This is a genomic window from Streptococcus oralis, assembly GCF_023110055.1.
Taxonomy (GTDB): Bacteria; Bacillota; Bacilli; order Lactobacillales; family Streptococcaceae; genus Streptococcus; species Streptococcus oralis_BY.
In genome coordinates this window covers 536,607-562,587 of record NZ_JALDVG010000001.1, presented here as the reverse complement: position 1 = coordinate 562,587, position 25,981 = coordinate 536,607, and the positions used below count along the sequence as shown (strand labels likewise).

Annotated in this window: 21 protein-coding genes and 1 pseudogene; 11 read left to right on the top strand and 11 right to left on the bottom strand. The window is 41.0% G+C overall.

The window, feature by feature from the left end; genetic code table 11:
• Positions 1-28 precede the first annotated feature (28 nt).
• The 3 genes from M1G01_RS02665 to M1G01_RS02655 all read right to left on the bottom strand — a co-directional run bounded on the left by M1G01_RS02665 (position 29) and on the right by M1G01_RS02655 (position 2,653).
• On the bottom strand, positions 29-781 hold the full coding sequence (locus M1G01_RS02665) for an ABC transporter permease (protein WP_000581970.1): 753 nt from the start codon (positions 779-781) through the stop codon (positions 29-31).
• A 10-nt stretch (positions 782-791) separates the two neighbouring features.
• Complete coding sequence (locus M1G01_RS02660) at positions 792-1,700, bottom strand: ATP-binding cassette domain-containing protein (protein WP_247931111.1); 909 nt, start codon at positions 1,698-1,700, stop codon at positions 792-794.
• A 143-nt stretch (positions 1,701-1,843) separates the two neighbouring features.
• Positions 1,844-2,653, bottom strand: a complete 810-nt coding sequence (locus M1G01_RS02655) for a Cof-type HAD-IIB family hydrolase (RefSeq protein ID WP_247931110.1) — start codon at positions 2,651-2,653, stop codon at positions 1,844-1,846.
• 146 nt (positions 2,654-2,799) lie between these two features.
• On the opposite strand from M1G01_RS02655, the gene M1G01_RS02650 reads away from it, so the two are divergent.
• The 5 genes and pseudogenes from M1G01_RS02650 (at position 2,800) to M1G01_RS02630 (ending at position 11,901) form a co-directional block, all read left to right on the top strand.
• Positions 2,800-3,261: a MarR family winged helix-turn-helix transcriptional regulator gene (locus tag M1G01_RS02650; protein WP_000049864.1), complete on the top strand. Its 462-nt coding sequence runs from the start codon at positions 2,800-2,802 to the stop codon at positions 3,259-3,261.
• The gene (locus tag M1G01_RS02645; RefSeq protein ID WP_247931109.1) at positions 3,254-3,673 is read left to right on the top strand and encodes an EVE domain-containing protein; all 420 of its coding nucleotides are present in this window, start codon (positions 3,254-3,256) and stop codon (positions 3,671-3,673) included. The genes M1G01_RS02650 and M1G01_RS02645 overlap by 8 nt, the downstream gene beginning before the upstream one ends.
• A 106-nt stretch (positions 3,674-3,779) precedes the next feature.
• Entirely contained in the window at positions 3,780-7,055 is a 3,276-nt protein-coding gene (gene rexB / locus M1G01_RS02640) for an ATP-dependent nuclease subunit B (protein ID WP_247931108.1), read from the top strand.
• Positions 7,052-10,705 carry a helicase-exonuclease AddAB subunit AddA gene (addA, locus tag M1G01_RS02635; protein ID WP_247931107.1) on the top strand — a complete coding sequence of 1,218 codons (3,654 nt, stop codon included), beginning with the start codon at positions 7,052-7,054 and terminating at the stop codon, positions 10,703-10,705. The genes rexB and addA overlap by 4 nt, the downstream gene beginning before the upstream one ends.
• A gap of 17 nt (positions 10,706-10,722) precedes the next feature.
• Positions 10,723-11,901: pseudogene (locus M1G01_RS02630) on the top strand (hypothetical protein).
• Positions 11,902-11,934: 33 nt separating this feature from the next.
• On the opposite strand, the gene M1G01_RS02625 reads toward M1G01_RS02630, so the two are convergent.
• Together M1G01_RS02625 and mazE are read right to left on the bottom strand one after the other, a co-directional pair.
• Positions 11,935-12,291, bottom strand: coding sequence for a type II toxin-antitoxin system PemK/MazF family toxin (locus tag M1G01_RS02625; protein WP_247931106.1), 357 nt, complete (start codon positions 12,289-12,291; stop codon positions 11,935-11,937).
• Entirely contained in the window at positions 12,275-12,490 is a 216-nt protein-coding gene (gene mazE, locus M1G01_RS02620) for a type II toxin-antitoxin system PemI/MazE family antitoxin (protein ID WP_001098941.1), read from the bottom strand. Before mazE ends, M1G01_RS02625 begins: the two co-directional genes overlap by 17 nt.
• A gap of 215 nt (positions 12,491-12,705) precedes the next feature.
• Between mazE and ylqF the strand changes: the two genes are divergently transcribed.
• From ylqF to xerS, 6 genes are all read left to right on the top strand, one after another.
• Positions 12,706-13,557 carry a ribosome biogenesis GTPase YlqF gene (gene ylqF / locus M1G01_RS02615; protein WP_000201310.1) on the top strand — a complete coding sequence of 284 codons (852 nt, stop codon included), beginning with the start codon at positions 12,706-12,708 and terminating at the stop codon, positions 13,555-13,557.
• Positions 13,544-14,323 carry a ribonuclease HII gene (locus M1G01_RS02610; protein WP_247931105.1) on the top strand — a complete coding sequence of 260 codons (780 nt, stop codon included), beginning with the start codon at positions 13,544-13,546 and terminating at the stop codon, positions 14,321-14,323. Before ylqF ends, M1G01_RS02610 begins: the two co-directional genes overlap by 14 nt.
• A 16-nt stretch (positions 14,324-14,339) precedes the next feature.
• Positions 14,340-15,890 carry a ClC family H(+)/Cl(-) exchange transporter gene (locus M1G01_RS02605; RefSeq protein WP_247931104.1) on the top strand — a complete coding sequence of 517 codons (1,551 nt, stop codon included), beginning with the start codon at positions 14,340-14,342 and terminating at the stop codon, positions 15,888-15,890.
• A 51-nt stretch (positions 15,891-15,941) separates the two neighbouring features.
• A complete protein-coding gene (locus M1G01_RS02600) occupies positions 15,942-16,688 on the top strand; it encodes a CPBP family intramembrane glutamic endopeptidase (RefSeq protein WP_247931103.1) in 747 nt (248 codons plus the stop codon).
• A 61-nt stretch (positions 16,689-16,749) separates the two neighbouring features.
• Positions 16,750-17,187: a MepB family protein gene (locus M1G01_RS02595; RefSeq protein ID WP_247931102.1), complete on the top strand. Its 438-nt coding sequence runs from the start codon at positions 16,750-16,752 to the stop codon at positions 17,185-17,187.
• Positions 17,188-17,365: 178 nt separating this feature from the next.
• Positions 17,366-18,436: a tyrosine recombinase XerS gene (gene xerS, locus M1G01_RS02590; protein ID WP_000817853.1), complete on the top strand. Its 1,071-nt coding sequence runs from the start codon at positions 17,366-17,368 to the stop codon at positions 18,434-18,436.
• Positions 18,437-18,511: 75 nt separating this feature from the next.
• Here the strand turns inward: xerS and lplA are convergent, their stop codons facing one another.
• The 6 genes from lplA to M1G01_RS02560 form a co-directional block, all read right to left on the bottom strand.
• Positions 18,512-19,501 carry a lipoate--protein ligase gene (lplA, locus tag M1G01_RS02585; protein WP_247931101.1) on the bottom strand — a complete coding sequence of 330 codons (990 nt, stop codon included), beginning with the start codon at positions 19,499-19,501 and terminating at the stop codon, positions 18,512-18,514.
• 59 nt (positions 19,502-19,560) lie between these two features.
• Entirely contained in the window at positions 19,561-21,264 is a 1,704-nt protein-coding gene (gene lpdA, locus M1G01_RS02580) for a dihydrolipoyl dehydrogenase (RefSeq protein WP_247931100.1), read from the bottom strand.
• 41 nt (positions 21,265-21,305) lie between these two features.
• On the bottom strand, positions 21,306-22,349 hold the full coding sequence (locus M1G01_RS02575; RefSeq protein ID WP_000752714.1) for a dihydrolipoamide acetyltransferase: 1,044 nt from the start codon (positions 22,347-22,349) through the stop codon (positions 21,306-21,308).
• A 108-nt stretch (positions 22,350-22,457) separates the two neighbouring features.
• Positions 22,458-23,450, bottom strand: coding sequence for an alpha-ketoacid dehydrogenase subunit beta (locus M1G01_RS02570; protein WP_247931099.1), 993 nt, complete (start codon positions 23,448-23,450; stop codon positions 22,458-22,460).
• Between the two features lie 16 nt (positions 23,451-23,466).
• Complete coding sequence (locus M1G01_RS02565) at positions 23,467-24,435, bottom strand: thiamine pyrophosphate-dependent dehydrogenase E1 component subunit alpha (protein WP_000105349.1); 969 nt, start codon at positions 24,433-24,435, stop codon at positions 23,467-23,469.
• A gap of 178 nt (positions 24,436-24,613) precedes the next feature.
• The gene (locus tag M1G01_RS02560) at positions 24,614-25,954 is read right to left on the bottom strand and encodes an MATE family efflux transporter (RefSeq protein WP_247931098.1); all 1,341 of its coding nucleotides are present in this window, start codon (positions 25,952-25,954) and stop codon (positions 24,614-24,616) included.
• Positions 25,955-25,981: the final 27 nt, after the last annotated feature.

Sequence of the window (25,981 nt, the reverse complement as noted above, 5' to 3'; positions counted from 1 at the left end):
CTCCTCTATATCCTAGAGGAGGTCCTTTTTATAAGCTTTTCTTCTTGAAAATAATCAGTCCACTGAAAGAGAAGAAAAGTATGACTGTTACGCAAACCGTGATGGTATAGAGAATAGCTTGACTATTAGTGGTCATAGCATAGGCAAAATCTAGAATTAAATATCTAAGAATTTCAATGTCTGGGAAAACAAGAATTGGAATAGAAAGGACGATAGAGCTAATCAGATAACCAATAAATACGGCAAGATAAGAATGAGTTAGGTAGAGAATAAAGGAGACAATCGAAAGCCAAGCGAGAAGGCATAGAAATTGAAGGGAAATCGTCAAGAGGAGATTAGTAACAAAACCATCAGGTATTGTACCAAGTCCATTTAGTAGAGTCGCGGGAATAAAGGCAATCACAAGACTTGTGATGAGTTGTAAGAGAGCGATACTTGCTAGTACAAAGAATTTAGCAAGGAAAAATTCTGTACGAGAAACACCAACTGTCAAACTATTTTTATAAAGCTTGCCGATTAGATCGACCCCAAGAACTAAACACACTAGAATAATACAGAGGAAAACGAGGTTTGAGCCGTTATTTGACGCGTTGATTAGAGCTTCTATCCCATTCCAACCATGGGTAGGAAGCTCAGGTGGTGCTGCTTGAACTGACATTAGATGCCCTGTAGCGCCAATAGTAGCACCCAGTAACATAAGTACAAAGAGAATGAATTCTGTAATCCAGAATCCTTTGGAGCGGAAAAGACGGTAAAAATCTGCTTGAATGGTATGTATCATGATTTTTCTCCTATTCTACCAATTGGGTGAAGTATTCTTCTAGGTTTTGACGGGCAAAGTAAATCTCATCAATAGCAACATCGGACAAAGTTAGTTGCTTGAGAATCTGTTTAACATCTTGTTCATTACCAAAGATATGGATTTCATTTTCAGGGTTTACAACCTTAAACTGGAGCTGGATTTGTTCTTTCAATACCTGACAAGCTCTTTCTTTATCACTTGTTTTAAGCACAATATAATCCTCACTCAGTGTTTCAAATTCAGCTTTACTGATTTCACGGATAATCTTACCTTGATCCAGAATACCAAAGCGATTAGCTAAGAGATAGAGTTCTGACAAGATATGACTAGAGATGAGTATAGTTATGCCTTTTTCTTGATTGAGTCGCTGGATCATGAGACGAAATTCTTTGATTCCAATCGGATCGAGACCATTAATAGGTTCATCAAGAATCAGGAAGTCGGGTTTTGTTAGGAGGGCAATGGCGATACCAAGTCTTTGTTTCATTCCTAGTGAGAAATCACGAAAGACTTTTTTACCTGTATCTGACAAGCCAACATAGTCCAAGGTCTCCTGAATCACCTTATCAGCATTTGGAATATGACGTATCATACAATAATATTTAAGGTTTTGATAAGCTGTCAAGTGATTGTGAGCTACAGGTGATTCGATAACTGAACCCACGCGAGATAGAGCTTTGGTCCACTCATTTTCCGATTGACTAGAAAAGAGGGAAACAGTTCCTTTATCCGCAAACAATAGTTGTGTAATGATTTTGATAAGAGTAGTTTTACCTGCTCCATTTTTTCCAATTAGACCATAAATATCTCCCTCTTTTATGGTTAGACTAAGATCTTGAAGAATAGCTTGTTGGCCGAATCGTTTGGTCAGTCCATGAATTTCGAGTACTGTTTTCATGATTTTCTCCTTTTGATTTATTTTTCTAACTTTAGTATAAGGTATAGAAATCAAAGAAACATCAAGTAATTCTAAAGAGTTTCTAAAGTTTTGTAATTCTTAAAAGAAACAAAACCCAGTTGATATGAACTGGGCTTTTTTTACTATAAAATATACTTCTCAATGGCACGCGCAACGCCGTCTTCTTCGTTGCTGGCTGTAACGTCATTAGCAAGGGACTTGACATAATCGCTAGCATTTCCCATTGCAATGCCAAGTCCTGCAAACTGAAGCATTTCGATATCGTTATTGGCATCGCCCATGGCCATAATTTCTGAGGGCTCGATCTTCAAAATCGCTGCTAGTCGAGAAAGAGCAGTAGCCTTTGTCGTTCCAAGTGGCATGGCTTCATAAATGACAGGCTGTGAACGAACTCCGCTAAATCGTTGGCAGAGTTCCTCAGCAAACCGTTGCTCAAAATCGTCTGTTTGCTCTTTGGTTCCTAAAAACATACCTTGGAACATTCGATATTTGCCACTGGTCGCCTCCTCAAGGGAGATTTCAGTCAGGTCTGAAAAGACTAGCTTGGCATCATTTTGAACGATTTGATTGGGCTTGCCACCGAGGACAAAATAATGTTCCTCATCAAAAAGAGTTAACTGGACGTCGCTTTTTTCAGCTAGGTCATAGAGGTATTCGATGTCAGCTGGACTGAGTTCTTGCCAGTCCACTAGACTCCAGTCACTGGTCTGGTGGGTTGAACAACCGTTATTGACAATAACATACTCATTCTGAAGGTCCAGTCCTAGTTTTTTATAGTAGGGAAGGACACCGAAAAGCGGGCGACCTGTACAGAGAACCAGTTTGACACCTTTTTCAATGGCTTGGTGAATGGCAGTGATGTGGGCTTGCGGGATTTCCTTAGCTTCATTGAGGAGGGTTCCGTCCATATCCAAGGCTAGTAGTTTAATCATAAGACTTCCTTTTCTAGGTGTTTTGCTTTTATTATAGCATATAGACTATGAAATGTCTGACAGAATTGTAACATTTGACTTTCCTTTTCTTGAAAAACAAAATAAATTCATTTATAATATGTATACTTAATATTTAAGGAGAAATAATGTCAAAGTATCAATTTAATTCAATTTATAAAAACGATGAAACAGAGTCTACAGGTCTTCTGTTCATCAAAGTCTACAACAAGTGGGAAAGCAACTTAAAAAGAGTTTTGAAATCAGTTGGTCTTACTCTGCCTCAATTTATCGTTTTGACTTCGCTTTTGTTTCTGTCTAATAGAGAGGAATATGTAACGCAAGTTGATATCGCTCGGTTCACTGGTATGGATGTCATGACGGTTTCCCAGATTGTTAGGCTACTGGAGAAGAAGGACTACATTAAACGCGATCAACATCCAAAGGATAGTCGGGCAAAACTGGTCTCAGTGACGAAGTCTGGCGCAGAGAAGGTCAATCAAGCTTTACCTTTAGTAGAAGGGGTTGATGAAGAATTTTTTGAAAAACTATCTAACGATAGAGAAGTTTTTAATCGTTTGTTAGTAGAGTTGGAGGATAAAAATGCCTAGATATTGGGTTGGAGTTGTTTCAAAGAACCATGTTTTAAGAGGAGTTGAAGGGAATTTTTGCCAGGTCTGTCATGGAAAGGGCGGCCCCTTAAACCGTATGAAAAAAGGTGACTATTTTTTATACTATAGTCCAAAATACGATATGAACGGTCAAGATAAGTTACAGGCTTTTGTGGCCGTAGGTAAAATTACAGATGACAAAGCCTATCAAGTAGAGCAGTTCGAAGGATTCTTTCCCTTTAGACGAAATGTCGAGTATTATCAACCAGTCAAAGATTGCTCCATAGAAATAGCTAGACAACATCCTGAATGGAAAGACTATACTTCTCGACTTCGTTATGGACATTTTGAAGTTTCCAAAGACTTTTTCCTCTATATCTTTCAGCATATGAAAGTGGATGATGAAGCATGATTGATTTGCTAATTAAATGATTGTCAACTAGAATTTTGGATTTGGACTGTGAAGCGAACTTTGCTATAATAGAGTAAGAAACTTTGATAAAGCAAACGAGGCAGAGATGAAATTACTTTATACTGATATACGGTCTTCTTTGACTGAAATTTTAACAAGAGAGGCGGAAGAGCTAGTTGTCGCGGGCAAGCGGGTCTTCTACATTGCCCCCAACTCTCTTTCTTTTGAAAAGGAACGCGCCGTGCTGGAATGCTTGTCCCAGCAGGCTTCTTTTGCGATTACCGTCACGCGCTTTGCTCAAATGGCCCGTTATCTGGTCTTGAATGACTTACCTGCCAAGACCAGTCTTGATGACATCGGGCTTGGGATGGCTTTTTATAAGTGCCTTACGGAACTCGATCCCAAGGACTTACGTGTTTATGGTGCGATTAAGCAAGATCCTCAGTTTATCCAGCAGTTGATTGAACTTTATCACGAGATGACGACTGCTCAGATGAGTTTTTTGGACTTGGAGAGTTTGACAGATGAAGACAAGCGAGCAGACTTGCTCTTGATTTTTGAGAAAGTAACAGCCTATCTCAATCAAGGTCAGTTGGCTCAGGGAAGTCAGTTGTCACATTTGATTGAGGCTATTGAGAATGGCAAGGTAAGTAGTGATTTTACTCAAATTGCCCTTGTCATTGATGGATTTACCCGTTTTTCTGCAGAGGAAGAGCGGATTGTGGATTTACTTCATGGCAAGGGTGTTGAGATTGTCATCGGGGCTTATGCTAGTAAAAAAGCCTATATCAGTCCGTTCTCTGAAGGGAATCTCTACCAAGCCAGTGTGGAATTTCTTCATCATTTGGGGGCAAAATACCAAACACCTGCTAAGGATCGTTCTAAAACTCATGAGAAGATAGATAGTTTTGACAAGGCTTCTCGTTTGCTGGAGTCTTCTTATGACTTTTCAGAACTCGCTTTAGATGTTGATGAGAAGGACCGTGAAAATCTGCAAATCTGGTCTTGTTTGACGCAAAAAGAAGAGCTGGAATTAGTAGCCCGTAGCATTCGTCAGAAATTACATGACCATCCAGAACTGAGTTACAAGAATTTCCGTATTTTGCTGGGTGATGTGGCATCTTACCAGTTATCACTGAAAACCATTTTTGACCAGTATCAGATTCCTTTCTATCTAGGTAGAAGTGAATCCATGGCTCATCATCCTTTGACTCAGTATGTGGAGTCTATTTTACGTTTGAAACGCTACCGTTTCCGTCAGGAGGATTTGATTAATCTTCTTAGAACAGGTTTATATACCGACCTTAGTCAAGCAGATATTGATGCTTTTGAGCAATATCTCCACTATCTGGGTATCAATGGCTTGCCTGCTTTTCAGCAGACCTTTACCAAATCCCACCACGGAAAATTTGATTTAGAGCGTTTAAATTCTCTTCGTCTGCGCGTTTTGGCGCCACTTGAAACCTTATTTGCCAGTCGCAAGCAAAAGACTGAAAATCTCTTGCAAAAGTGGAATACTTTTCTAAAAAATGCTGCTTTAAGCAAGCAGATGCAAGACTTGACAGCTACTATGGAAACTCTAGAACAGGAAAGACAAGCCGAAGTTTGGAAAGCCTTCTGCCATGTTTTAGAACAATTTGCGACGGTTTTTGCTGGTTCACAAGTTAGTCTGGAGGATTTCCTAGCCTTGCTCCATTCTGGAATGAGTTTGTCCCAGTATCGCACCATTCCAGCAACTGTTGACACCGTTCTGGTGCAGAGTTACGATTTGATTGCGCCCTTAACGGCTGATTTTGTCTATGCCATTGGGCTGACTCAGGATCATTTACCAAAAATTGCGCAAAACACCAGCCTGTTAACAGACGAAGAAAGACAAAGCCTAAACCAAGCGACTGAAGAGGGAGCACAATTACTGATTGCAAGTAGTGAAAACCTCAAGAAAAATCGCTACACCATGCTTTCCTTAGTCAATGCTGCCCGTAAACAATTGATTTTGTCAGCTCCAAGTCTTCTTAATGAAAATGAGAGCAAGGAATCAGCCTATCTTCAGGAACTGGTGGGTTTTGGATTTAGCCGGTTAGAGAAGAAGATTCATCAAAAAAGTCTGTCTAAGGATGATATGGGTTCATATCACAGTCTCTTGTCTAGTCTCGTTTCCTATCATCAGCAGGCGGGTTCTAGTGAAAATGAAGAAGATGTGACCTTTGTCAAGGTTCTAGCGCGTGTGATGGGGAAAAAACTTGATCAAAAAGGTCTTACAAATCCTGCACTCCCAACTAGCCCAAGCAGCAAATCATTAGAGAAAGAGACCTTGAAGGCTCTCTATCCAGCTGACAAGGAGTTTTACCTGTCTACGTCTGGTTTGACGGAGTTTTACCGCAATGAATACAGTTATTTCCTCCGTTATGTCTTAGGTTTGCAGGAAGAATTGCGCCTACGTCCTGATGCTCGCAGTCACGGGAATTTCTTGCACCGTATTTTTGAACGTGCCTTGAAACTCCCTGCTGAAAAACCATTTGACCAACGTTTGGAGCAAGCTATCAAGGAAACCAGCCAAGAACGCGAATTTGAAGCTATTTATCAGGAAAGTTTGGAAGCCCAGTTTACCAAGGAAGTTCTACTTGATGTCGCACGAACTACGGGCCACATCCTTCGGCATAATCCAGCTATCGAAACCATTCAAGAGGAGGCAACATTTGGTGGTAAAGATCAAGCCTTTATTCAATTGGATAATGGTCGCAGTGTCCATGTGCGAGGCAAGGTTGACCGCATTGACCGCCTGAAAGCTGATGGAGCGTTAGGAGTGGTAGACTACAAGTCTAGTTTAACTCAGTTCCAGTTTCCGAATTTCTTTAATGGCCTTAATTCCCAGCTGCCAACCTATCTTGCTGCCCTAAAAAGAGAAGGGGAGCAGAACTTTTTCGGTGCTATGTACTTGGAAATGGCTGAACCTGTCCAATCTTTATTAGCTGTTAAAAGTCTGGCAGGAGCAGTAGCAGAAGCCAGCAAGTCAATGAAATACCAGGGACTCTTTTTAGAGAAAGAAAGCAGTCACTTGGGAGAGTTTTATAACAAAAACAAGGCCAATCAGCTGACAGACGAGGAATTCCAGCTCCTACTAGACTATAATGCCCATCTGTACAAGAAGGCTGCTGAAAAGATTTTAGAAGGCCAGTTCGCCATCAATCCATACACAGAGAACGGCAGAAGTATTGCTCCATACGTCCAGCAACACCAATCCATCACAGGTTTTGAAGCAAATTACCACTTGGGACAAGCCCGTTTCCTTGAGAAATTAGAGTTGTCTGACGGCAAACGTTTGGTCGGAGAAAAACTCAAGCAAGCTTGGTTTGAGAAAATGAGAGAGGAGTTAAATCGATGAAGCCCATTTCCTTTTTAACTGAGGAAGAAATTCAAAAACTGCAAGAAGCAGAAGCGAATTCGAGCAAGGAACAGAAGAAAACTGCCGAGCAAATCGAAGCCATTTATACCGCAGGGCAAAATATCCTTGTTTCAGCGTCTGCTGGATCAGGGAAGACCTTTGTTATGGCCGAGCGCATTCTTGATCAATTGGCGCGAGGTGTGGAAATCAGCCAACTCTTTATCTCGACCTTTACCGTCAAGGCTGCTACAGAGCTTAAGGAACGTTTGGAGAAAAAAATCGGCCAACAAATCCAAGAAAGTAACGATGTTGATCTCAAACAACACTTGGGACGCCAGTTAGCAGATCTACCAAACGCTGCCATCGGAACCATGGACTCTTTCACACAAAAGTTCCTCGGTAAACATGGCTATCTGATTGATATTGCACCAAATTTCCGTATTCTACAAAATGAAAGTGAACAGTTAATCCTCAAAAACGAAGTTTTTCATCAGGTGTTTGAAGAGCATTACCAAGGTGAAAATCAAGAGAACTTTAGTCGATTAGTGAAAAACTTTGCTGGACGAGGCAAGGATGAACGTGGTCTGCGCCAGCAAGTCTACAAAATCTATGATTTCCTCCAATCCACCAGCAGTCCACAAAAATGGGTGAAAGAGTCTTTTCTCAAAGGGTTTGAAGAAGCTGACTTTGCAAATGAGAAAGACAAACAAACCGAGCAAATCAAGCAGGGGCTTTGGGACTTGGAAAGTTTCTTCCGTTATCATCTGGATAACGATGCCAAGGAGTTTCCAAAAGCTGCCTATTTAGAAGCTGTTCAACAGGTTCTGGATGAAATTGGCTCCTTAAATCAAGAGTCCGATAGCCAGGCTTATCGAGCAGTGCTTGCGCGTGTTGTCGCCATCTCGAAGGAGAAAAATGGTCGAGCTCTGGCTAACTCTAGTCGTAAGGTCGATTTAAAGCCACTGGCTGATGCCTATAACGATGAGAGAAAGGCCCTGTTTTCTAAACTAGGACAACTGGCGGACCAGATAACCATTCTCGACTATCAAGAGCGTTATCATGTAGACACCTGGGATCTAGCTAAGACCTTCCAAAACTTTATGAGCGATTTTGTGGAGGCTTATCGAGAACGTAAACGCCAGGAAAACGCCTTTGAATTCGCTGATATTAGTCATTACACCATTGAGATTTTAGAGAATTTCCCACAAGTCCGCGAGGCTTATCAGGAACGATTCCACGAAGTCATGGTCGATGAGTATCAGGATACTAACCACATTCAAGAACGGATGCTGGAATTGCTGTCGAATGGTCACAATCGCTTTATGGTGGGAGATATCAAGCAGTCCATCTACCGTTTCCGTCAGGCAGATCCCCAAATTTTCAATGAAAAATTTCAACGCTATGCGCAAAATCCTAAAGAGGGTAAGTTGATACTCCTCAAGGAAAATTTCCGTAGCAGTTCAGAAGTGCTATCAGCAACCAATGATGTTTTTGGACGCCTTATGGACCAAGAGGTCGGCGAAATCAACTATGATAGCATGCACCAGCTTGTTTTTGCAAATAGCAAACTGACTCCCAATCCAGACAACAAGGCAGAATTTCTCCTCTATGATAAGGACGACAGCGGGCAAGAGGAGGAAGAGAGCCAAACAGAAACGAAACTCACTGGGGAAATGCGTCTGGTCATCAAGGAAATCCTGAAGCTTCATCAAGAAAAAGGTGTTGCCTTCAAAGAAATTGCCCTTTTGACTTCCAGTCGCAGTCGAAATGACCAGATTCTCCTCGCCCTGTCTGAGTACGGAATTCCTGTTAAAACAGACGGCGAGCAAAACAATTATCTCCAATCCCTAGAAGTACAAGTCATGCTGGACACCCTGCGCGTCATTCACAATCCTCTGCAAGACTATGCCTTGGTAGCACTTATGAAGTCCCCCATGTTTGATTTTGATGAGGACGAGTTGGCACGCTTGTCCCTTCAGAAAGTAGAAGATAAGGTCCAAGAAAATCTCTATGAGAAACTGGTCAATGCTCAAAAACAGGCAACAAGCCAGAAAGAGTTAATTCACACAGAACTAGCTGAAAAACTAAGTCAGTTCATGGATATCTTGGATTCTTGGCGCTTATATGCCAAAACACACTCCCTCTATGACTTGATTTGGAAGATTTACAACGACCGTTTTTACTATGACTATGTTGGAGCTTTGCCAAACGGACCTGCTAGACAGGCTAATCTCTATGCCCTAGCGCTACGAGCTGACCAGTTTGAAAAGAGTAATTTTAAGGGTTTGTCGCGTTTTATCCGTATGATTGACCAAGTCCTAGAAGCCCAGCACGATCTCGCAAGTGTAGCCGTCGCACCGCCTAAAGATGCTGTGGAACTCTTGACCATTCACAAGAGCAAAGGACTGGAGTTTCCTTATGTCTTTATCCTCAACATGGATCAGGACTTCAACAAGCAAGACTCGATGTCAGACGTCATTCTCAGCCGTCAAAATGGGCTTGGTGTCAAATACATTGCCAAGGTGGAAACAGGAGCAGTGGAAGCACACTATCCTAAAACCATCAAACTCTCCATTCCTAGCCTGACCTATACGCAGAATGAGAAAGAACTGCAACTGGCTAGCTATTCAGAGCAGATGCGTCTGCTGTATGTTGCCATGACAAGGGCTGAGAAAAAGCTCTATCTTGTTGGCAAGGGCTCTCGCGAAAAGCTAGAAGCCAAGGAATACCCAGCAGCAAACAATGGAAAATTAGATAGCAATACCAGACTGCAAGCAAGAAATTTCCAAGATTGGGTCTGGGCTATCAGTAAAGTATTTACCAAGGACAATCTCAACTTTAGCTATCGTTTTGTTGGTGAAGACCTGTTGACTAGAGAAGCTATTGGTCAATTGGAAAACAAGAGCCCTCTCCAAGATAGCTCTCAAGCAGACAATCGCCAGTCAGAAACTATCAAAGAAGCTTTGGAAATGCTGAAAGAGGTGGAAGTTTATAATACTCTTCACCGCGCAGCCATTGAACTACCAAGTGTTCAAACCCCAAGCCAAATCAAGAAATTCTACGAACCGGTTATGGATATGGAAGGGGTAGAAATTACTAACCAAACTCAATCAACTGAGAAGCAAATCAGCTTTGATTTACCTGATTTTTCAACTAAAGAAAAGGTAACTGGAGCTGAAATTGGTAGTGCTACTCACGAACTCATGCAGAGAATAGACCTTAGTCAGCAACCAACACTTGCTAGCCTGACAGAAACTCTCAAACAAGTTCAGACTAGTCCAGTTGTTAGAGATAGGATCAATCTTTCTAAAATCCTTGCTTTCTTTGACACAGCACTTGGTCAGGAGATTCTCGCTAATACCGACCATCTCTACCGCGAGCAACCTTTCTCCATGCTCAAACGAGACCAAAAGAGTCAGGAAGACTTTGTTGTCCGTGGGATCTTGGACGGCTATCTACTTTACGAGGACAGAATTATTCTTTTTGACTACAAGACAGACCGTTACGATCAACCAAGTCAACTCATAGACCGCTATCGCGGTCAGTTAGCCCTATATGGAGAGGCTTTATCTCGAGCCTATTCGATTGAAAACATAGAAAAATACTTGATTTTACTAGGTAAAGATGAGGTTCAAGTTGTAAAAATATAATCTAGAAAGGAGACCTCATGACACTTCCAGTTAGAAACTCCCTGCACGATGCGGTTTTACAGGCTTCAAAAGCCGATACTTGGAATCAAGCTACCAAGGAATGGAATGAAGTTTCCTTGATTTTTAACGGCATTGGTCGTAGTAATTGTGTCTGCGGGAATACCATAAAATACGCCTACGAACTCTTTAACGGAGTTACAGGCCAACGCCTCTTTCCGATTGGTAGCGACTGTGTTCGTCATTTTCATCGATTGTCCCTTGACCAGCAACTCGAAGAGGAAGACAAGCTTCTCAGAAAACTTGTGAATCTAACCAGAAAGGCTCAGAAAAAGGAAAAAATCAAGGTCAATAAAAGCGACTTTGACGAACGACTTCTAAAATGGTTTTGGGAGAAAGGTGTTTTCAAACCCAATCGTGGCAATCAATTCGCACCTGAGAAAGATTACCAGCTTTTCCTAGAAGTCTTTCAAGGCGGAAGTTGGACCAAGGCAGAGCCAAAGAAGAAGGCTCGTATGGAAGAAGTGCTGGAAAAGTGTATCAAACCTTTTTTACTTGGTAAGACCGATGACCAACTCTACCTTGTCAAACTAGGCAAGGAGAAAATCGACTACGAGCAGCATTTACGGATTCAAGCAGAGAAAGAACGCAAGAAAAGAGATAAAATCGCCAAGCAATACGCTGACAACCTCATTCTTGCTATGGGACCTGCAGAACGCGCTTATCAAGATTACTTTGGCTTTACAGAACCCCTCACCCAAGAAGAACGAAAATGGGAGAAAATCCTCTTTGGTAAAAATAGAGACGAACGGGCTATCAAGGCTAAGCAAAACCAAAAGGAGCTGGAAAAGGATCAGCGAATTGCAAATCAAGATTCTATTGAACGAAAGCAGAAGCAGACTTGACTTCTTAATTCCTATTTTCGTGATTTGCCTGATGATAAAGCCAGATTTTCTCGACTCTTACTAGAGTATCGAAAAAGTGGAGAAGTACCCTTTTCAGATGGTTACTTATCTGAGCATCTCATCGACTTTTTCTACAAGATGAAGGCCTTTGAGTTTGAGATTGCTCCAGAACAAGTCCGCGATTTTCTAAAAGAATGCCTTCAAGCAGAGCATCTATCATCAGCACAAGAAAGCTGGATTAGAGGAATTCTCCTTAATTGCCTTCACCCGTTCTTAAATAGGTTACTCATATAGAAAAAATCCTACCTTGTCTATGCATGGTAGGATTTATGTATCTCCAAAGATGTACTGGTAAAGTTGGACGACTTTCTGAAAACACTGCGTGTCCATTCTTGTTATTTTTTGAGCATTACGCATCCGAAAATCAAAGGTATACAATTGAAATGGATTGACAGCGCCATCTACCTTGTTCGACGAGACAGGAACGAGCAAGCCTTTTTCTGCCAAATGTTGTTGGCCGTGAGTGATAGGACAGACAGCTACAAATCCAGTTTGCAAGGCATATTCTCTTCTAGAAACTACCAAGGCAGGTCGCCGTTTCTGGATTTCTCGACCGACTGATGGATCAAAGTCCAGCCAAATGATATCCTGCTTTTCAGGAATATACTCAGATTTCGCTATCAAGTGACCTTACCTCTTCAAAATCATTTGTCATTCTCAAATCAGTAATCCCATCAAAAGGATCTTTCAGTTTTGGAGCTAAGACAATGACTCCGTCAATCCCTTTGTAGACAACCATTTCTTGACCTTCTGTCATCCCCAAATTTTTAGGAATAGTCACAGTGAGAGAATTCCCTACCTTCCGAGTCTTTACTGTATTCATCGCTCTACCTCCACGAATTAGTATACACTAAGTATATACCTGTTAGCAAAAAAAGTCAAGTAAATCCTGACTGGCATCAAGGATGTTTCGCACCTACACTATTTGTCATTTATTGTGGTCAAAGCCTGTGCAAAAGTTCCTCATTTATGATAGAATAGATGGTAAGAAAGAAAACGTTTTTACTACGTTTTTTTTAGTCGGAAGGGGAAAATATTATGGCTACTATTCAATGGTTTCCGGGTCACATGTCTAAGGCTCGGCGACAAGTTCAGGAGAATCTTAAGTTTGTTGATTTTGTGACGATTTTGGTGGATGCTCGGCTACCTTTATCTAGTCAAAATCCTATGTTAACTAAGATTGTGGGGGATAAACCAAAGCTTTTGATTTTGAATAAGGCAGATCTTGCTGACCCCGCAATGACCAAAGAATGGCGTCAGTACTTTGAATCACAGGGAATCCAAACTCTGGCTATCAACTCCAAAGAGCAAGTAACTGTAAAAGTTGTTACTGATGCTGCTAAAAAGCTCATGGCTGATAAGATTGCACGCCAGAAAGAACGCGGTATCAAGATTGAAACCTTGCGGACCATGATTATCGGAATTCCAAACGCCGGTAAGTCAACTCTTATGAACCGTTTGGCTGGGAAAAAGATTGCGGTTGTCGGCAATAAACCAGGTGTTACCAAGGGGCAACAGTGGCTCAAAACCAACAAAGACCTTGAAATTTTAGACACACCAGGGATTCTCTGGCCTAAATTTGAAGACGAAACCGTTGCTTTGAAACTAGCCTTGACTGGAGCCATTAAAGACCAGTTGCTTCCTATGGATGAAGTGACCATTTTTGGTCTCAATTATTTCAAAAAACATTATCCAGAAAAGCTAGCTGAACGCTTCAAACAAATGAAGATAGAAGAAGAAGCACCTGTTATCATCATGGATATGACCCGTGCTCTCGGTTTCCGAGATGATTACGACCGCTTTTACAGCCTCTTCGTCAAGGAAGTCCGTGATGGAAAACTCGGTAACTACACCTTAGATACATTGGACGACATCGATGACGACGATTAAAGAAATTAAAGAACTTCTTGCCACTGTCAAAGAATTAGATAATCCCCTTTTTCTTGAACTGGAAAAAGATACTCGTTCTGGAGTTCAAAAAGAAATCAACAAGCGTAAAAAAGTCATACAGGCTGAACTGGATGAGGACCTTCGTTTGGAAACTATGCTTTCTTATGAAAAGGAACTGTATAAGCAAGGATTGACCTTGGTAGCAGGTGTTGACGAGGTAGGCCGTGGTCCTCTGGCTGGCCCTGTAGTTGCTGCAGCTGTTATTTTACCTAAAAAATGTAAGATTAAAGGCCTCAACGATAGCAAAAAGATCCCCAAAAAGAAACATCTGGAAATTTATGAAGCCGTTCAAGACCAAGCCTTGGCAATAGGTATTGGTATCATGGATAATCAGATCATTGATCAAGTCAATATCTATGAAGCGACCAAACTGGCCATGAAAGAAGCAATCTCCCAGCTCAGTCCCCAACCTGAGCACCTCTTGATAGATGCCATGAAACTGGAGTTGCCGATTTCACAAACCTCCATCATCAAAGGAGATGCAAACTCTTTCTCGATCGCAGCTGCATCTATAGTGGCCAAGGTGACACGGGATGAATTGATGAAGGGCTATGATGTTCAATATCCTGGATATGATTTTACAGCTAATGTAGGATATGGAACGGCAAAACACTTAGAAGGACTGGAAAAATTAGGTGTCACCCCAATTCACCGAACCAGTTTTGAACCGATAAAATCACTGGTTGTAGCAAATAAAGAAAGTTAAGTTGGAGGAAATGATTATGGAGGAACAGTCAGAAATACTCCGATCCAAGAAAGAATTTGCCTTTGCCTCAAGTACCATATTATCCCAAGTTGGGCGGGGAATCATCGTCGGGCTAGTTGTCGGGCTCATCGTTGGATCTTTTCGTTTCTTAATTGAAAAAGGCTTCCACCTGATACAAGGCCTCTATCAAGATCAAGCGCACCTAGTGCGCAATCTTTTTATCATTGGTCTATTTTATCTAATTGTTAGCTGGCTTAGTGCGAAACTAACTCGGTCGGAAAAAGACATCAAGGGTTCAGGAATTCCTCAAGTCGAAGCCGAACTAAAGGGACTCATGACTCTCAACTGGTGGAGTGTCCTCTGGAAAAAATATATTCTAGGGATTCTTGCTATTGCCAGTGGCCTTATGCTAGGTCGAGAAGGACCAAGTATTCAACTTGGAGCAGTTGGTGGAAAAGGTATTGCCAAGTGGCTCAAATCCAGTCCGGTAGAGGAACGCTCCCTGATTGCCAGTGGTGCTGCCGCAGGCTTAGCCGCTGCCTTTAATGCACCGATTGCAGGTCTCCTCTTTGTTGTAGAGGAAGTCTATCATCATTTTTCACGCTTTTTCTGGGTCTCAACTCTAGCAGCCAGTCTCGTAGCAAACTTTGTCTCACTACTCATATTTGGCCTAACACCCGTACTAGATATGCCAGACAACATTCCTCTCATGACCCTAGACCAGTATTGGATTTACCTCCTTATGGGAGTTTTTCTCGGGCTTTCTGGTTTTCTCTATGAGAAAGCTGTACTCAATGTTGGTCGAGTTTATGACTGGATTGGTAAAAAAATCCATTTGGATAAAGCTTATTATCCAATCCTAGCCTTTATCCTCATCATACCAGTCGGGATTTTCTTGCCACAAATCCTTGGTGGTGGAAATCAGCTTGTTCTTTCCCTAACTGAGCAAGATTTTAGTTTTCAAGTTTTATTAGCTTACTTTTTGATTCGCTTTGTTTGGAGTATGATTAGTTATGGAAGTGGCCTCCCAGGAGGAATTTTCCTACCAATTTTGGCGCTTGGTTCCTTACTCGGTGCCCTAGTTGGTGTCATTTGTGTGAATATTGGGCTTGTTAGTCAGGAGCAGTTTCCTATATTTGTCATTTTAGGAATGAGTGGCTACTTTGGGGCAATTTCCAAGGCTCCCTTAACTGCTATGATACTCGTTACTGAGATGGTAGGGGACATTCGCAACCTCATGCCACTGGGCTTAGTAACCTTGGTCGCCTACATCGTCATGGATCTGCTCAAGGGAGCACCAGTCTATGAGGCAATGCTAGAAAAAATGCTACCAGAAGAAGCAACAGACGAAGGAGAAGTCACTCTTATTGAAATCCCTGTATCAGATAAGATCGCTGGAAAACAAGTTCACGAACTAAACTTGCCACATAACGTACTCATCACCACCCAAGTCCATAATGGCAAAAGTCAAACCGTTAACGGCTCAACTAGAATGTATCTGGGTGATATGATTCACCTAGTGATTCCAAAAAGTGAAATTGGAAAAGTCAAAGATTTGTTGTTATAAGTTCTGTTTACATAATTTATTTTACGTAAAATATTATTGAAAGGATTCTCAATGAAAAGAAATAAGGCAATTGCGGTATATTTGCTAGGCACATTTAGCCAGTTAGTATCAGTTTGTCTCCTTTTCTTTCTCTTGAATCATTTTTCTATTCATTCCAATCTATTATCTATTTTAGGAATCTTTCTAGGTGGCATTTCTTCAGCTCTTTGGGGAACAATTGTTGCAAATCACTATTTTCATATTCATTTTAAAAAGATTGTAAAAGATTTTTTTAACATTCATACCAGTTATAAACACTATTTATTATCTTTTTTCCTTATTGTCCTTGATTTTTCTTTTCTAATGTTTGGTGGGAAAATAGTAGAATTTAGCTGGTATCTCCCATTTTTGATGTTCTTCAAATTTATTGTCTTTGGTGGTATAGAAGAGATTGGATGGCGATATGTTTTTCAACCAATTTTACAAGAAAAGTTGCCATATTTTTACTCAACAATCCTAACCTTTTTCAGCTGGGCGCTTTGGCATCTGTTGTTCTTTTACATAGATGGTTCCCTAGCAACTCTGCAAATTCTACCGTTTTTATTTGGATTGCTGACGAATTCTTTCATACTCTCAGCTCTTTATAACAAAACAAAGAATCTCTGGATTTGCGTTATGACACATTCGATCATTAATGTCTTGTCTCAGCTAACCATAGACACTAATCGATCCGAAACCTACCTGCTTAAAATCTTCATCATCTTGGTATCCTGCTATATGGTAATACATAAAAAAGATGTGCATAGAGTCGGTAGCTGATTTTGTTGGAAACAGTATTATTCTTTGGAAAAGTTATTTGCTAAGGAGGACATACATCATAATGAAAATACTCGATGTTTTATATAATTTTTATGGTGATTTTGATTTCATTGAAGAAAAATACAATGAAAAATACGAAGGTATTCTTATCAAGATAAAGGAAGAGCAAGGGTATAAAAGATGCCGCTTGGCAAAAAGAACACCAAAAAAAGAAGGATATTTTACAGTTTTTTGGAAAAAAGACCAAAACAACAAGAACATTCCTTATACCAATGAGGACTTAGGAAATGAACTTATAATCGTTATCATTGATAATGATAAGAGGGGACTATTCATTATTCCAAACGAGGTGGCTATTCGTAAAAACATTCTGTCGACAAAAGATAGCAATGGAAAAATGTCTATGCGATTTTATCCTCCTTGGTGCTCAAATTTAAATACAACAGCTCGAGCAACACAAAAATGGCAATTGCAATATTTTAGAGAAATTAAAATATAAACATATTGCCGGATTACATACACACAAAAGACCTGTTTCTTATGATTGTGGAACCAGGTCTTTGTTTTTTCTAGAATCCATCAAACACTTATAACATCTTTCCGAAAAACTATAATTTTCTTGAAAAATATATTAGTCTATGCTATACTACTAGTAGACTTAATTATGGAGAAAATACATGAAACGTGAGATTTTACTGGAACGAATCGACAAACTAAAACAAATCATGCCCTGGTATGTTCTGGAATACTACCAATCCAAGCTTGCTGTGCCCTACAGTTTTACAACCTTGTACGAATATCTCAAGGAATACGATCGATTTTTCAGCTGGGTTTTGGAGTCTGGTATTTCAGATGCTGATAAAATGTCTGACATTCCTTTATCAGTCCTGGAAAATATGTCTAAAAAAGACATGGAATCCTTTATCCTATACCTACGAGAACGACCTTTGCTGAATGCCAATACAACCAAACAAGGCGTTTCACAGACAACCATCAATCGAACTTTATCAGCACTTTCCAGTCTTTACAAATATCTAACCGAGGAAGTTGAAAATGATCAAGGAGAACCCTATTTCTATCGCAATGTAATGAAGAAAGTTTCAACCAAGAAAAAGAAAGAAACACTTGCTGCTAGAGCTGAAAACATCAAGCAAAAACTTTTTTTAGGTGATGAAACTGAAGGTTTTCTAACTTATATCGACCAAGAGTATCCACAACAGCTCTCAAATCGTGCTCTGTCGTCATTCAATAAAAATAAGGAACGTGATTTAGCAATTATTGCCCTTCTCTTGGCATCTGGTGTTCGCTTATCTGAAGCTGTTAATCTGGATCTAAGAGACCTCAATCTCAAAATGATGGTTATTGATGTCACTCGAAAAGGTGGCAAACGCGACTCGGTCAATGTCGCGGCCTTTGCAAAACCTTATCTAGAGAATTATCTAGCCATTCGGAATCAACGCTATAAGACGGAAAAGACAGATACAGCGCTCTTTCTGACACTCTACCGAGGTGTTCCTAATCGGATTGATGCTTCCAGTGTTGAAAAAATGGTCGCAAAGTACTCTGAGGACTTCAAAGTTCGTGTAACACCCCATAAACTCCGCCATACCCTAGCAACTAGGCTCTATGATGCAACTAAATCGCAAGTTTTGGTCAGTCACCAGCTAGGTCACGCCAGCACACAAGTCACTGACCTCTATACCCATATCGTTAATGATGAACAAAAGAATGCTTTGGATAGTTTATAATTAATACATAATTATAATTATGTATACTATACCACAAAAAAAGAAGTTGCATATTTTAGCAACTTCTTTTTTGATTTATCCTACTACCGCTTCAGCGATTTCTTCACGGCTAATACCAGAAAAGTAGCGTGTAATATCAATAGTTTCTAGAGCTTTAAGGACATCTTCGCGTTCGTATTTTACACCACGAAGGACATCTTCTACAGCTGCAACGTCTTCGATACCAAAGAAGTCTCCATAAATCTTGATATCTTGGATTTTTGATTCAATGACGTTGGAAAAAACTTCAACCTTACCACTGGTGAATTTTGTACCACGACGGACGTTAAATTCAGGAGATTTACCGTAGTTCCAGTCCCAAGTACCGAACTTGGTATCCTTGATACGATTGATTTCCGCTAATTCTTGCTCAGAAAAAACGTATTCAGTCATCTCTGGATACTCTTTTTTCATGTATTCCAATAGCAAATCACGGAATTCTTCAACTGTGATTTTTTCTGGTAATTCATTGACAATATTGGTTACACGGGCACGAACGGATTTCACACCTTTTGATTCAAATTTATCTTTTGAAACCTTGAGGGCGTTAGCAAGGACTGACAGATCAACGTCAAAGAGCAAGCAACCGTGGTGCATGATACGACCATTGATATAGGCTTGGGCATTTCCACAGAATTTCTTACCGTCAATTTCTAAGTCATTACGGCCTGTGAACTCAGCTTTAACACCAAGTTGAGCCAAGGTATTGATGACTGGAGTTGAGAAGCTCTTGAAGTCAAAGGCCTTGTTTTCATCTTCTTTTGAAATGATGGTGTAGTTGAGGTTGTTTAAATCGTGGTAAACAGCTCCACCACCACTGATACGGCGGACCACCTCAATACCATTTTCTCGAACATAATCACGGTTAATCTCTTCAATAGTATTCTGGTGACGACCAACAATGATAGAAGGTTTGTTAATCCAAAGAAGGAAGATTTGATCCTCATCTAGTAAGTGTTTAAAGGCATATTCTTCCAAGGCGATATTAAAAGCAGTGTCGTTTGAATGATTGATAATATATTTCATGATATCCCTTTATACGATAGAGACTGGAAAACATCTTTCCAGCCTAGTCTATCTTCGTTTTATTTTTTCTTAGGTGAATGGATGGCCATTCCTAAAACATCCGCAAATGCTTCGTACATCACTTCAGAGTAGGTTGGGTGTCCGTGGATAGTCTTCAGCATTTCCTCAACAGTGATTTCCATTTCGATAATGCTTGATGCCTCGTTAATCAATTCTGCGGCTGCAGGACCAATGATGTGCACACCAAGGATTTCCCCGTATTTCTTATCAGCGATAACTTTTACGAAACCTTGAGCAGCATCAGATGCAATGGCACGACCGTTGGCTGCAAAGTTGAATTTACCGATTGCAACATCGTATTTCTCACGTGCTTGTTCTTCAGTCAGACCTACTGCTGCTACTTCAGGGAGAGTGTAGATAGCTGCTGGAGTCAAGTTCAATTTAGCAACAGCATGGTTTCCTTTGAGGGCATTTTCAGCAGCAACTTCCCCCATACGGAAGGCTGCGTGCGCCAACATTTTAGTACCGTTGATGTCACCTGGTGCGTAGATTCCAGGAACAGAAGTTTCCATGTACTCATTGACCTTAATACGACCACGATCCAATTCAAACTCAACATCGCCAATTCCTTCAAGGTCTGGTACACGACCGATTGAAAGAAGAGCTTTATTTGCAATGATATCGTCTTTTCCTTCAACCTTGATACGAAGTTGACCATTTTCCTCGATGATTTCTTGCAATTTTGTACCTGTCAAGATAGTCATACCTTTACGTTCCAAAATCAAGCGAAGATTCTTAGAAACTTCCGCATCCATAGCTGGAACGATACGGTCCATCATTTCGATAACAGTTACTTTTGAACCAAATGTCATGAATGCTTGGCCGAGTTCGATACCGACAACCCCACCACCGATGATTACGAGGCTTTCTGGAACTTCGTTCATTTCAAGAATATCATCGCTGGTCATCACAAGTGGAGATTCCATACCAGGAACGTTAATCTTGCTGACTTTTGAACCACCAGCAAGGATAATTTTCTTGGTTTCAAGCAATTCAGAACCATTTACCAAGACATTCTTATCTTTAGTGATAGTACCAACACCCTTATGAACTGTAACTCCGTAGCTGCGAAGAAGACCCGCAACGCCACCAACCAAAGTATTGACAACCTTAGATTTTGTCTCTAAAAGTTTATCCATATCTACAGTGAAGTTTGGATTTTCGATGACGATACCTCGGTTTGCTGCATGACCGATATTTTCGATGATTTCAGCATTGTGAAGGTAGGTCTTCGTTGGGATACAGCCACGGTTCAAACACGTTCCACCGAGTTCAGATTTCTCAACAAGGGCAACCTTCCCACCGAGTTGGGCAACTTTAATGGCTGCAACATAACCAGCAGGACCTCCACCAATCACAACGATATCAAAGGCATCATCGCTCTTACCATCGTCGTTTGAGGCACTAGCTGCAGGTGCAGGTTTTGATTCTGGCGCAGCTGCGCCAGCTGTTGGGATGTTTTCCCCTTCTTCTCCAAGGTAACCGATAACTTCAGTTACTGGAACAGTTTCACCATCTCCTTTAAGGATGGCAATCAAGTATCCATCTTCTTCGGCTTCCAATTCCATGCTGACTTTGTCAGTCATGATTTCCAAAAGGATTTCTCCTTCTTTTACAAATTCACCGACTTTTTTATTCCATTGGACAATTTGTCCTTCTGTCATATCTACGCCGGCTTTTGGCATAATTACTTCTAAGGCCATGTCTTACTTCCTTCTAAATCTCTAAAATAACAATAGCTGACTTAAACCAACATTGAGATCGGATTCTCAATCAAGGCTTTCAAGTCTTTCATAAACTTAGCACCAGCCATACCATCTACAACACGGTGGTCAATAGTTAAACCAAGGCTCATGATTGGTCGGATAACAATCTCACCATTGACAACTACAGGTTTCTCGACTGTTGAGCTTACCCCGAGGATTGCTGAGTTGGGTTGGTTAATAATCGGACCAAAGGACTGAACACCAAACATTCCCAAGTTACTAATTGTGAAGGTTGAGTTTTGTAACTCACTTGGAGCCAATTTGCCATCCAAGGTACGACCAATCACGTCTTTAAAGGCTACTACTAACTCTGACAAGCTCATTTTTTCAGCATTGTAAACAACTGGTGTCATTAGACCGTTATCCATACCAACCGCCATCGCAAGGTTGACATAGTTATGAGTGATAATGGTCTTGCCGTCTTCTGTCAATGAAGCGTTGATGTATGGGTGTTTCATCAATGTTTTCACAACAGCGAGTGAAAGAAGGTCTGTTACAGTAGTCTTCTTACCAGTCGCTTCCATAATCGGATCAAGAACCTTCTTACGAAGGGCCAGCATTTCAGTCATATCAACTTCATAGTTGAGTGTGAAAGTTGGCGCAGTTAGGTAAGATTCAACCATACGTTGCGCGATAACCTTACGCATTGGTGTCATTGGAATACGCTCAATCTCACCATAAGGAGTGATATTGTCTGGAACTTCTTCCACTTTTTCGATTTGAGCAGGAGACTTGATGGTGTCGTTTTCGATATTTTCAGGAAGCAAGGCCAAAACGTCCTTCTTCATGATCTTACCACGATGACCCGTTCCTTGGATTTCCTGCCAAGCAATGTTATGTTCGAGGGCAATTCGTTTTGCAAGTGGCGAAATGCGAACCACGTTTGTGTCTTTATAAGTTTCCACGTCTTCTTTGTGGACACGACCGTTTGCACCTGAGCCAGAAACGTCGTAGAGGTTGATTCCTAGATCATCCGCTAACTTTCTAGCCGCAGGAGTCGCTCTTAGCTTGTCATCAGCCATGACCTCTCCAATTCTATACTAAGATATTAAGGACGAAAAGAGTTCTGCACCTAAAAGATACAAAGTTTCTCGTCTTTTTTATTTTATTTACATAACTTATATTATGTATTATTCTTTGTTATATGTCTTACGGATTGTATCTTTGATGCTTTCAACTGTTGGAATCATTGCATTTTCAAGGTTTTGCGCGTAAGGCATTGGCACATCTTCTCCGGCGCAACGGCGGATTGGTGCGTCTAGATAATCAAATGCTTCTGATTCTGAAATAATAGCTGAAATCTCTCCGATATAGCCACTTGTTTTGTGGGCGTCGTTGACCAGAACGACCTTACCAGTCTTCTTCACTGAGTTAATGATGATATCCTTATCAAGTGGAACGAGGGTACGTGGGTCCACAATTTCAACTGAAATTCCCTCTTCTGCTAATTCTTCAGCAGCTTGAACCACACGGCGAAGCATTTTTCCATAAGTAACGACTGTTACATCTGTACCTTCGCGTTTGATTTCCCCAACCCCAAGTGGGATTGTATAGTCTGGATCAACTGGCACTTCCCCTTTTTGGTTAAATTCTGACTTGTATTCAAGGATGATAACAGGGTTGTTATCACGGATAGAAGACTTGAGAAGTCCTTTCATGTCAGCAGGTGTACCTGGAGCTACAACCTTAAGACCTGGGATGTGTGTAAACCAAGACTCTAGAGACTGAGAGTGCTGAGCTGCAGAACCAACTCCGTTACCAGCTGCACAACGTACAGTCATTGGAACCTGACCTTTCCCACCAAACATATAACGTGTTTTAGCAGCTTGGTTGACGATATTGTCCATGGCAATGACCGAGAAGTCCATGAAGGTCATATCGACGATTGGACGAAGTCCTGTCATGGCTGCTCCTGCTGCTGCTCCAGAGATGGCAGCTTCAGAAATCGGACAGTCACGGATACGTTCTGGACCAAATTCTTCGAGCATTCCGACAGAAGTTCCGAAGTCTCCTCCGAAGACACCGACGTCTTCTCCCATCAAGAATACATTTTCATCGCGACGCATTTCCTCAGACATAGCAAGGATAATGGTGTCACGGAAGGACATTGTTTTTGTTTCCATTTTTATCTCTTTCTCCTTAGTCTGCGTAAATATCTTCAAATGCTGATTCTAGTGGTGGGAATGGGCTTTCCTCTGCAAATTTAACAGAAGCTTCTACTGCTTCCTTGACTTGTGCTTGAATTTCTTCCAATTCTTCTGCACTTGCAATATTGTTTTCAATGAGGTATTTGCGAAGGTTTTCGATTGGGTCTTTTTGTTTCCACAATTCCACTTCTTCGCGCGTACGATATTTACCAGGATCAGATGATGAGTGACCAAGCCAGCGATAGGTTACACTTTCGATCAAGACTGGGCCATTGCCACCACGAACATGATCTACAGCTTTCTTAAATCCTTCATAGACATCGATGACGTTGTTCCCATCTTCGATAAACATTCCAGGAATTCCATATGCCGCACTACGTTGATGGATATGCTCCACATTGGTCATTTTCTTGATATCCGCAGAAATCCCATAACCGTTGTTAATGCAGTAGAAAATAACAGGAAGTTTCCAAATAGAAGCCATGTTCACTGCTTCGTGGAAAACACCTTCGTTGGTCGCCCCATCTCCAAAGAAACAAACAACGATTTTCCCAGTATGTTGCATTTGCTGACTGAGGGCTGCACCGACAGCGATACCCATACCACCACCAACGATACCATTGGCACCGAGGTTCCCAGCATCCAGGTCAGCGATGTGCATAGAACCACCTTTTCCTTTACAGGTTCCAGTGTATTTCCCGAGGATTTCAGCCATCATTCCGTTGAGGTCAATCCCCTTAGCAATAGCTTGCCCGTGTCCACGGTGATTTGAGGTAATCAGATCATCTGGATTAAGAGCCAGCATCGCTCCAACGTTAGCAGCTTCCTCTCCGACAGAAAAGTGAGTCATACCGGGAACTTTCCCCTTTTTCACTAACTGAGCAATTTTTAAGTCCATGCGACGGATTTCTTCCATCTTACGGAACATCTCTAGCAAAAGATTCTTATCTAAAGTTGACATAATCTTGCCTTTCTAACTTTGTACTTACCTTACTATTTTACCTTTTTTAGTATACGCTGTCAAAGTATATGGCTAATAAAAATTCACAATATAAAAAAATAAACCCCTGTTAAAACAGGGATTCTCTCTAGTTAGAGTATTTTTTCACAAAGTGCTTTTTCAGGATATTTTCCAAAAATTAGCTCAATCTTTTCATTACGGTTTTCAGACGCCATTGATACAAACAACCAGAAACAATCAAGCTGGCAATTAACCCAATCCAGTAGGCAAATGCCCCTAAGTCAGTTACTTGATCTAGTAGATATCCTAGTGGTATCGCTACTCCCCAATATCCGATTAAGCCAAGATAGAAAGGAACGATAGTGTCCTTATACCCTCTTAAAATTCCTTGGAGCGGAGCCGCAAAGGTATCAGCTAGCTGGAAAAAGAGACTGTAGGTTAGAAATACAGCAGTTGTTTCAATGAACTGAGAGTCATTCCCATATAGACTTGCTACACGATCTCTAAAAATGTAGAGAAAAGATAGGGTAAGACCTGCAAAAATAAGGGCGGTTACTCTCCCCAGACGAGCATAGATTTTTGCATCCTCAAAACGTTTGGCCCCCACCTCGTAAGACACAACAATCGCCATAGCAGAGGAAATACTCATAGGAAAAGCATACATGAGACTCGAAAAATTCATAGCTGACTGGTGACTGGCAATGATGAGCGATGAAAACTTAGCCATGATTAGTCCAACCACGGAGAAAATGGCTACTTCAGCAAATACGGTTCCCCCGATTGGTAGACCTAATCGAACACCTTCCTTGATTTTATCTATATTTAGTGGAATGCGTTTTTCAAGATGTAACGCTTTTAACCTTTCTTGTTTGAATAAAACAAGAATAGAAATCCCCAATAAAACCCAATAGGCTAGTGAAGTTCCTAGTCCTGCTCCTGCGCCACCAAGCTCAGGGAAACCGAAAGCTCCATATATCAAGAGATAGTTAAAACCACTATTGAGCGGAAGTAATAGGAGCATGAGGTACATAGATAGCTTGGTCAATCCAAGAGAATCCAACAAAGAGCGAATGACACTGAACAGCAACAAGGGAATAATTCCAATAGACAGGTACCAAAGATAGGAAACTGCAACTGCCGCCACTTGAGCTTCTAGTCCGATATGGTTTAAGACAGGCGGTGCTAAGAATACTACCATTCCAAGCAAGACCAAAGACAGTCCGAAAGCCAAGTAGATAAATTGGTAAAAGTCAGATGCCACTTCTTCCTTTTTGCCTCGTCCCAGATGATGGCCTATGATGGGAACCATGGCCGAAACAATCCCTGTTAAAAAAGTAAAGAAAGGATTCCATAGACTCGTTGCAGTTGAAACGCCAGCCAAATCCATGGTATTGTACTGCCCCGTCATGGTTGTATCGACAAAAGAGGCAGAATAATTAGCAAACTGATAAATCAGGATAGGGAAAAATATCTTAAGAAATAAGACAAATTTGTCTTTAAATTGATGGGTTGGATACATATACGCTCTCTATTCTTATAGTTTATA

Coding starts and splice junctions, on each gene's coding strand:
- M1G01_RS02665 (WP_000581970.1), bottom strand. CDS start 781: ATGATACATACCATTCAAGCAGATTTTTACCGTCTTTTCCGCTCCAAA.
- M1G01_RS02660 (WP_247931111.1), bottom strand. CDS start 1,700: ATGAAAACAGTACTCGAAATTCATGGACTGACCAAACGATTCGGCCAA.
- M1G01_RS02655 (WP_247931110.1), bottom strand. CDS start 2,653: ATGATTAAACTACTAGCCTTGGATATGGACGGAACCCTCCTCAATGAA.
- M1G01_RS02650 (WP_000049864.1), top strand. CDS start 2,800: ATGTCAAAGTATCAATTTAATTCAATTTATAAAAACGATGAAACAGAG.
- M1G01_RS02645 (WP_247931109.1), top strand. CDS start 3,254: ATGCCTAGATATTGGGTTGGAGTTGTTTCAAAGAACCATGTTTTAAGA.
- rexB (WP_247931108.1), top strand. CDS start 3,780: ATGAAATTACTTTATACTGATATACGGTCTTCTTTGACTGAAATTTTA.
- addA (WP_247931107.1), top strand. CDS start 7,052: ATGAAGCCCATTTCCTTTTTAACTGAGGAAGAAATTCAAAAACTGCAA.
- mazE (WP_001098941.1), bottom strand. CDS start 12,490: ATGAATACAGTAAAGACTCGGAAGGTAGGGAATTCTCTCACTGTGACT.
- ylqF (WP_000201310.1), top strand. CDS start 12,706: ATGGCTACTATTCAATGGTTTCCGGGTCACATGTCTAAGGCTCGGCGA.
- M1G01_RS02610 (WP_247931105.1), top strand. CDS start 13,544: ATGACGACGATTAAAGAAATTAAAGAACTTCTTGCCACTGTCAAAGAA.
- M1G01_RS02605 (WP_247931104.1), top strand. CDS start 14,340: ATGGAGGAACAGTCAGAAATACTCCGATCCAAGAAAGAATTTGCCTTT.
- M1G01_RS02600 (WP_247931103.1), top strand. CDS start 15,942: ATGAAAAGAAATAAGGCAATTGCGGTATATTTGCTAGGCACATTTAGC.
- M1G01_RS02595 (WP_247931102.1), top strand. CDS start 16,750: ATGAAAATACTCGATGTTTTATATAATTTTTATGGTGATTTTGATTTC.
- xerS (WP_000817853.1), top strand. CDS start 17,366: ATGAAACGTGAGATTTTACTGGAACGAATCGACAAACTAAAACAAATC.
- lplA (WP_247931101.1), bottom strand. CDS start 19,501: ATGAAATATATTATCAATCATTCAAACGACACTGCTTTTAATATCGCC.
- lpdA (WP_247931100.1), bottom strand. CDS start 21,264: ATGGCCTTAGAAGTAATTATGCCAAAAGCCGGCGTAGATATGACAGAA.
- M1G01_RS02575 (WP_000752714.1), bottom strand. CDS start 22,349: ATGGCTGATGACAAGCTAAGAGCGACTCCTGCGGCTAGAAAGTTAGCG.
- M1G01_RS02570 (WP_247931099.1), bottom strand. CDS start 23,450: ATGGAAACAAAAACAATGTCCTTCCGTGACACCATTATCCTTGCTATG.
- M1G01_RS02565 (WP_000105349.1), bottom strand. CDS start 24,435: ATGTCAACTTTAGATAAGAATCTTTTGCTAGAGATGTTCCGTAAGATG.
- M1G01_RS02560 (WP_247931098.1), bottom strand. CDS start 25,954: ATGTATCCAACCCATCAATTTAAAGACAAATTTGTCTTATTTCTTAAG.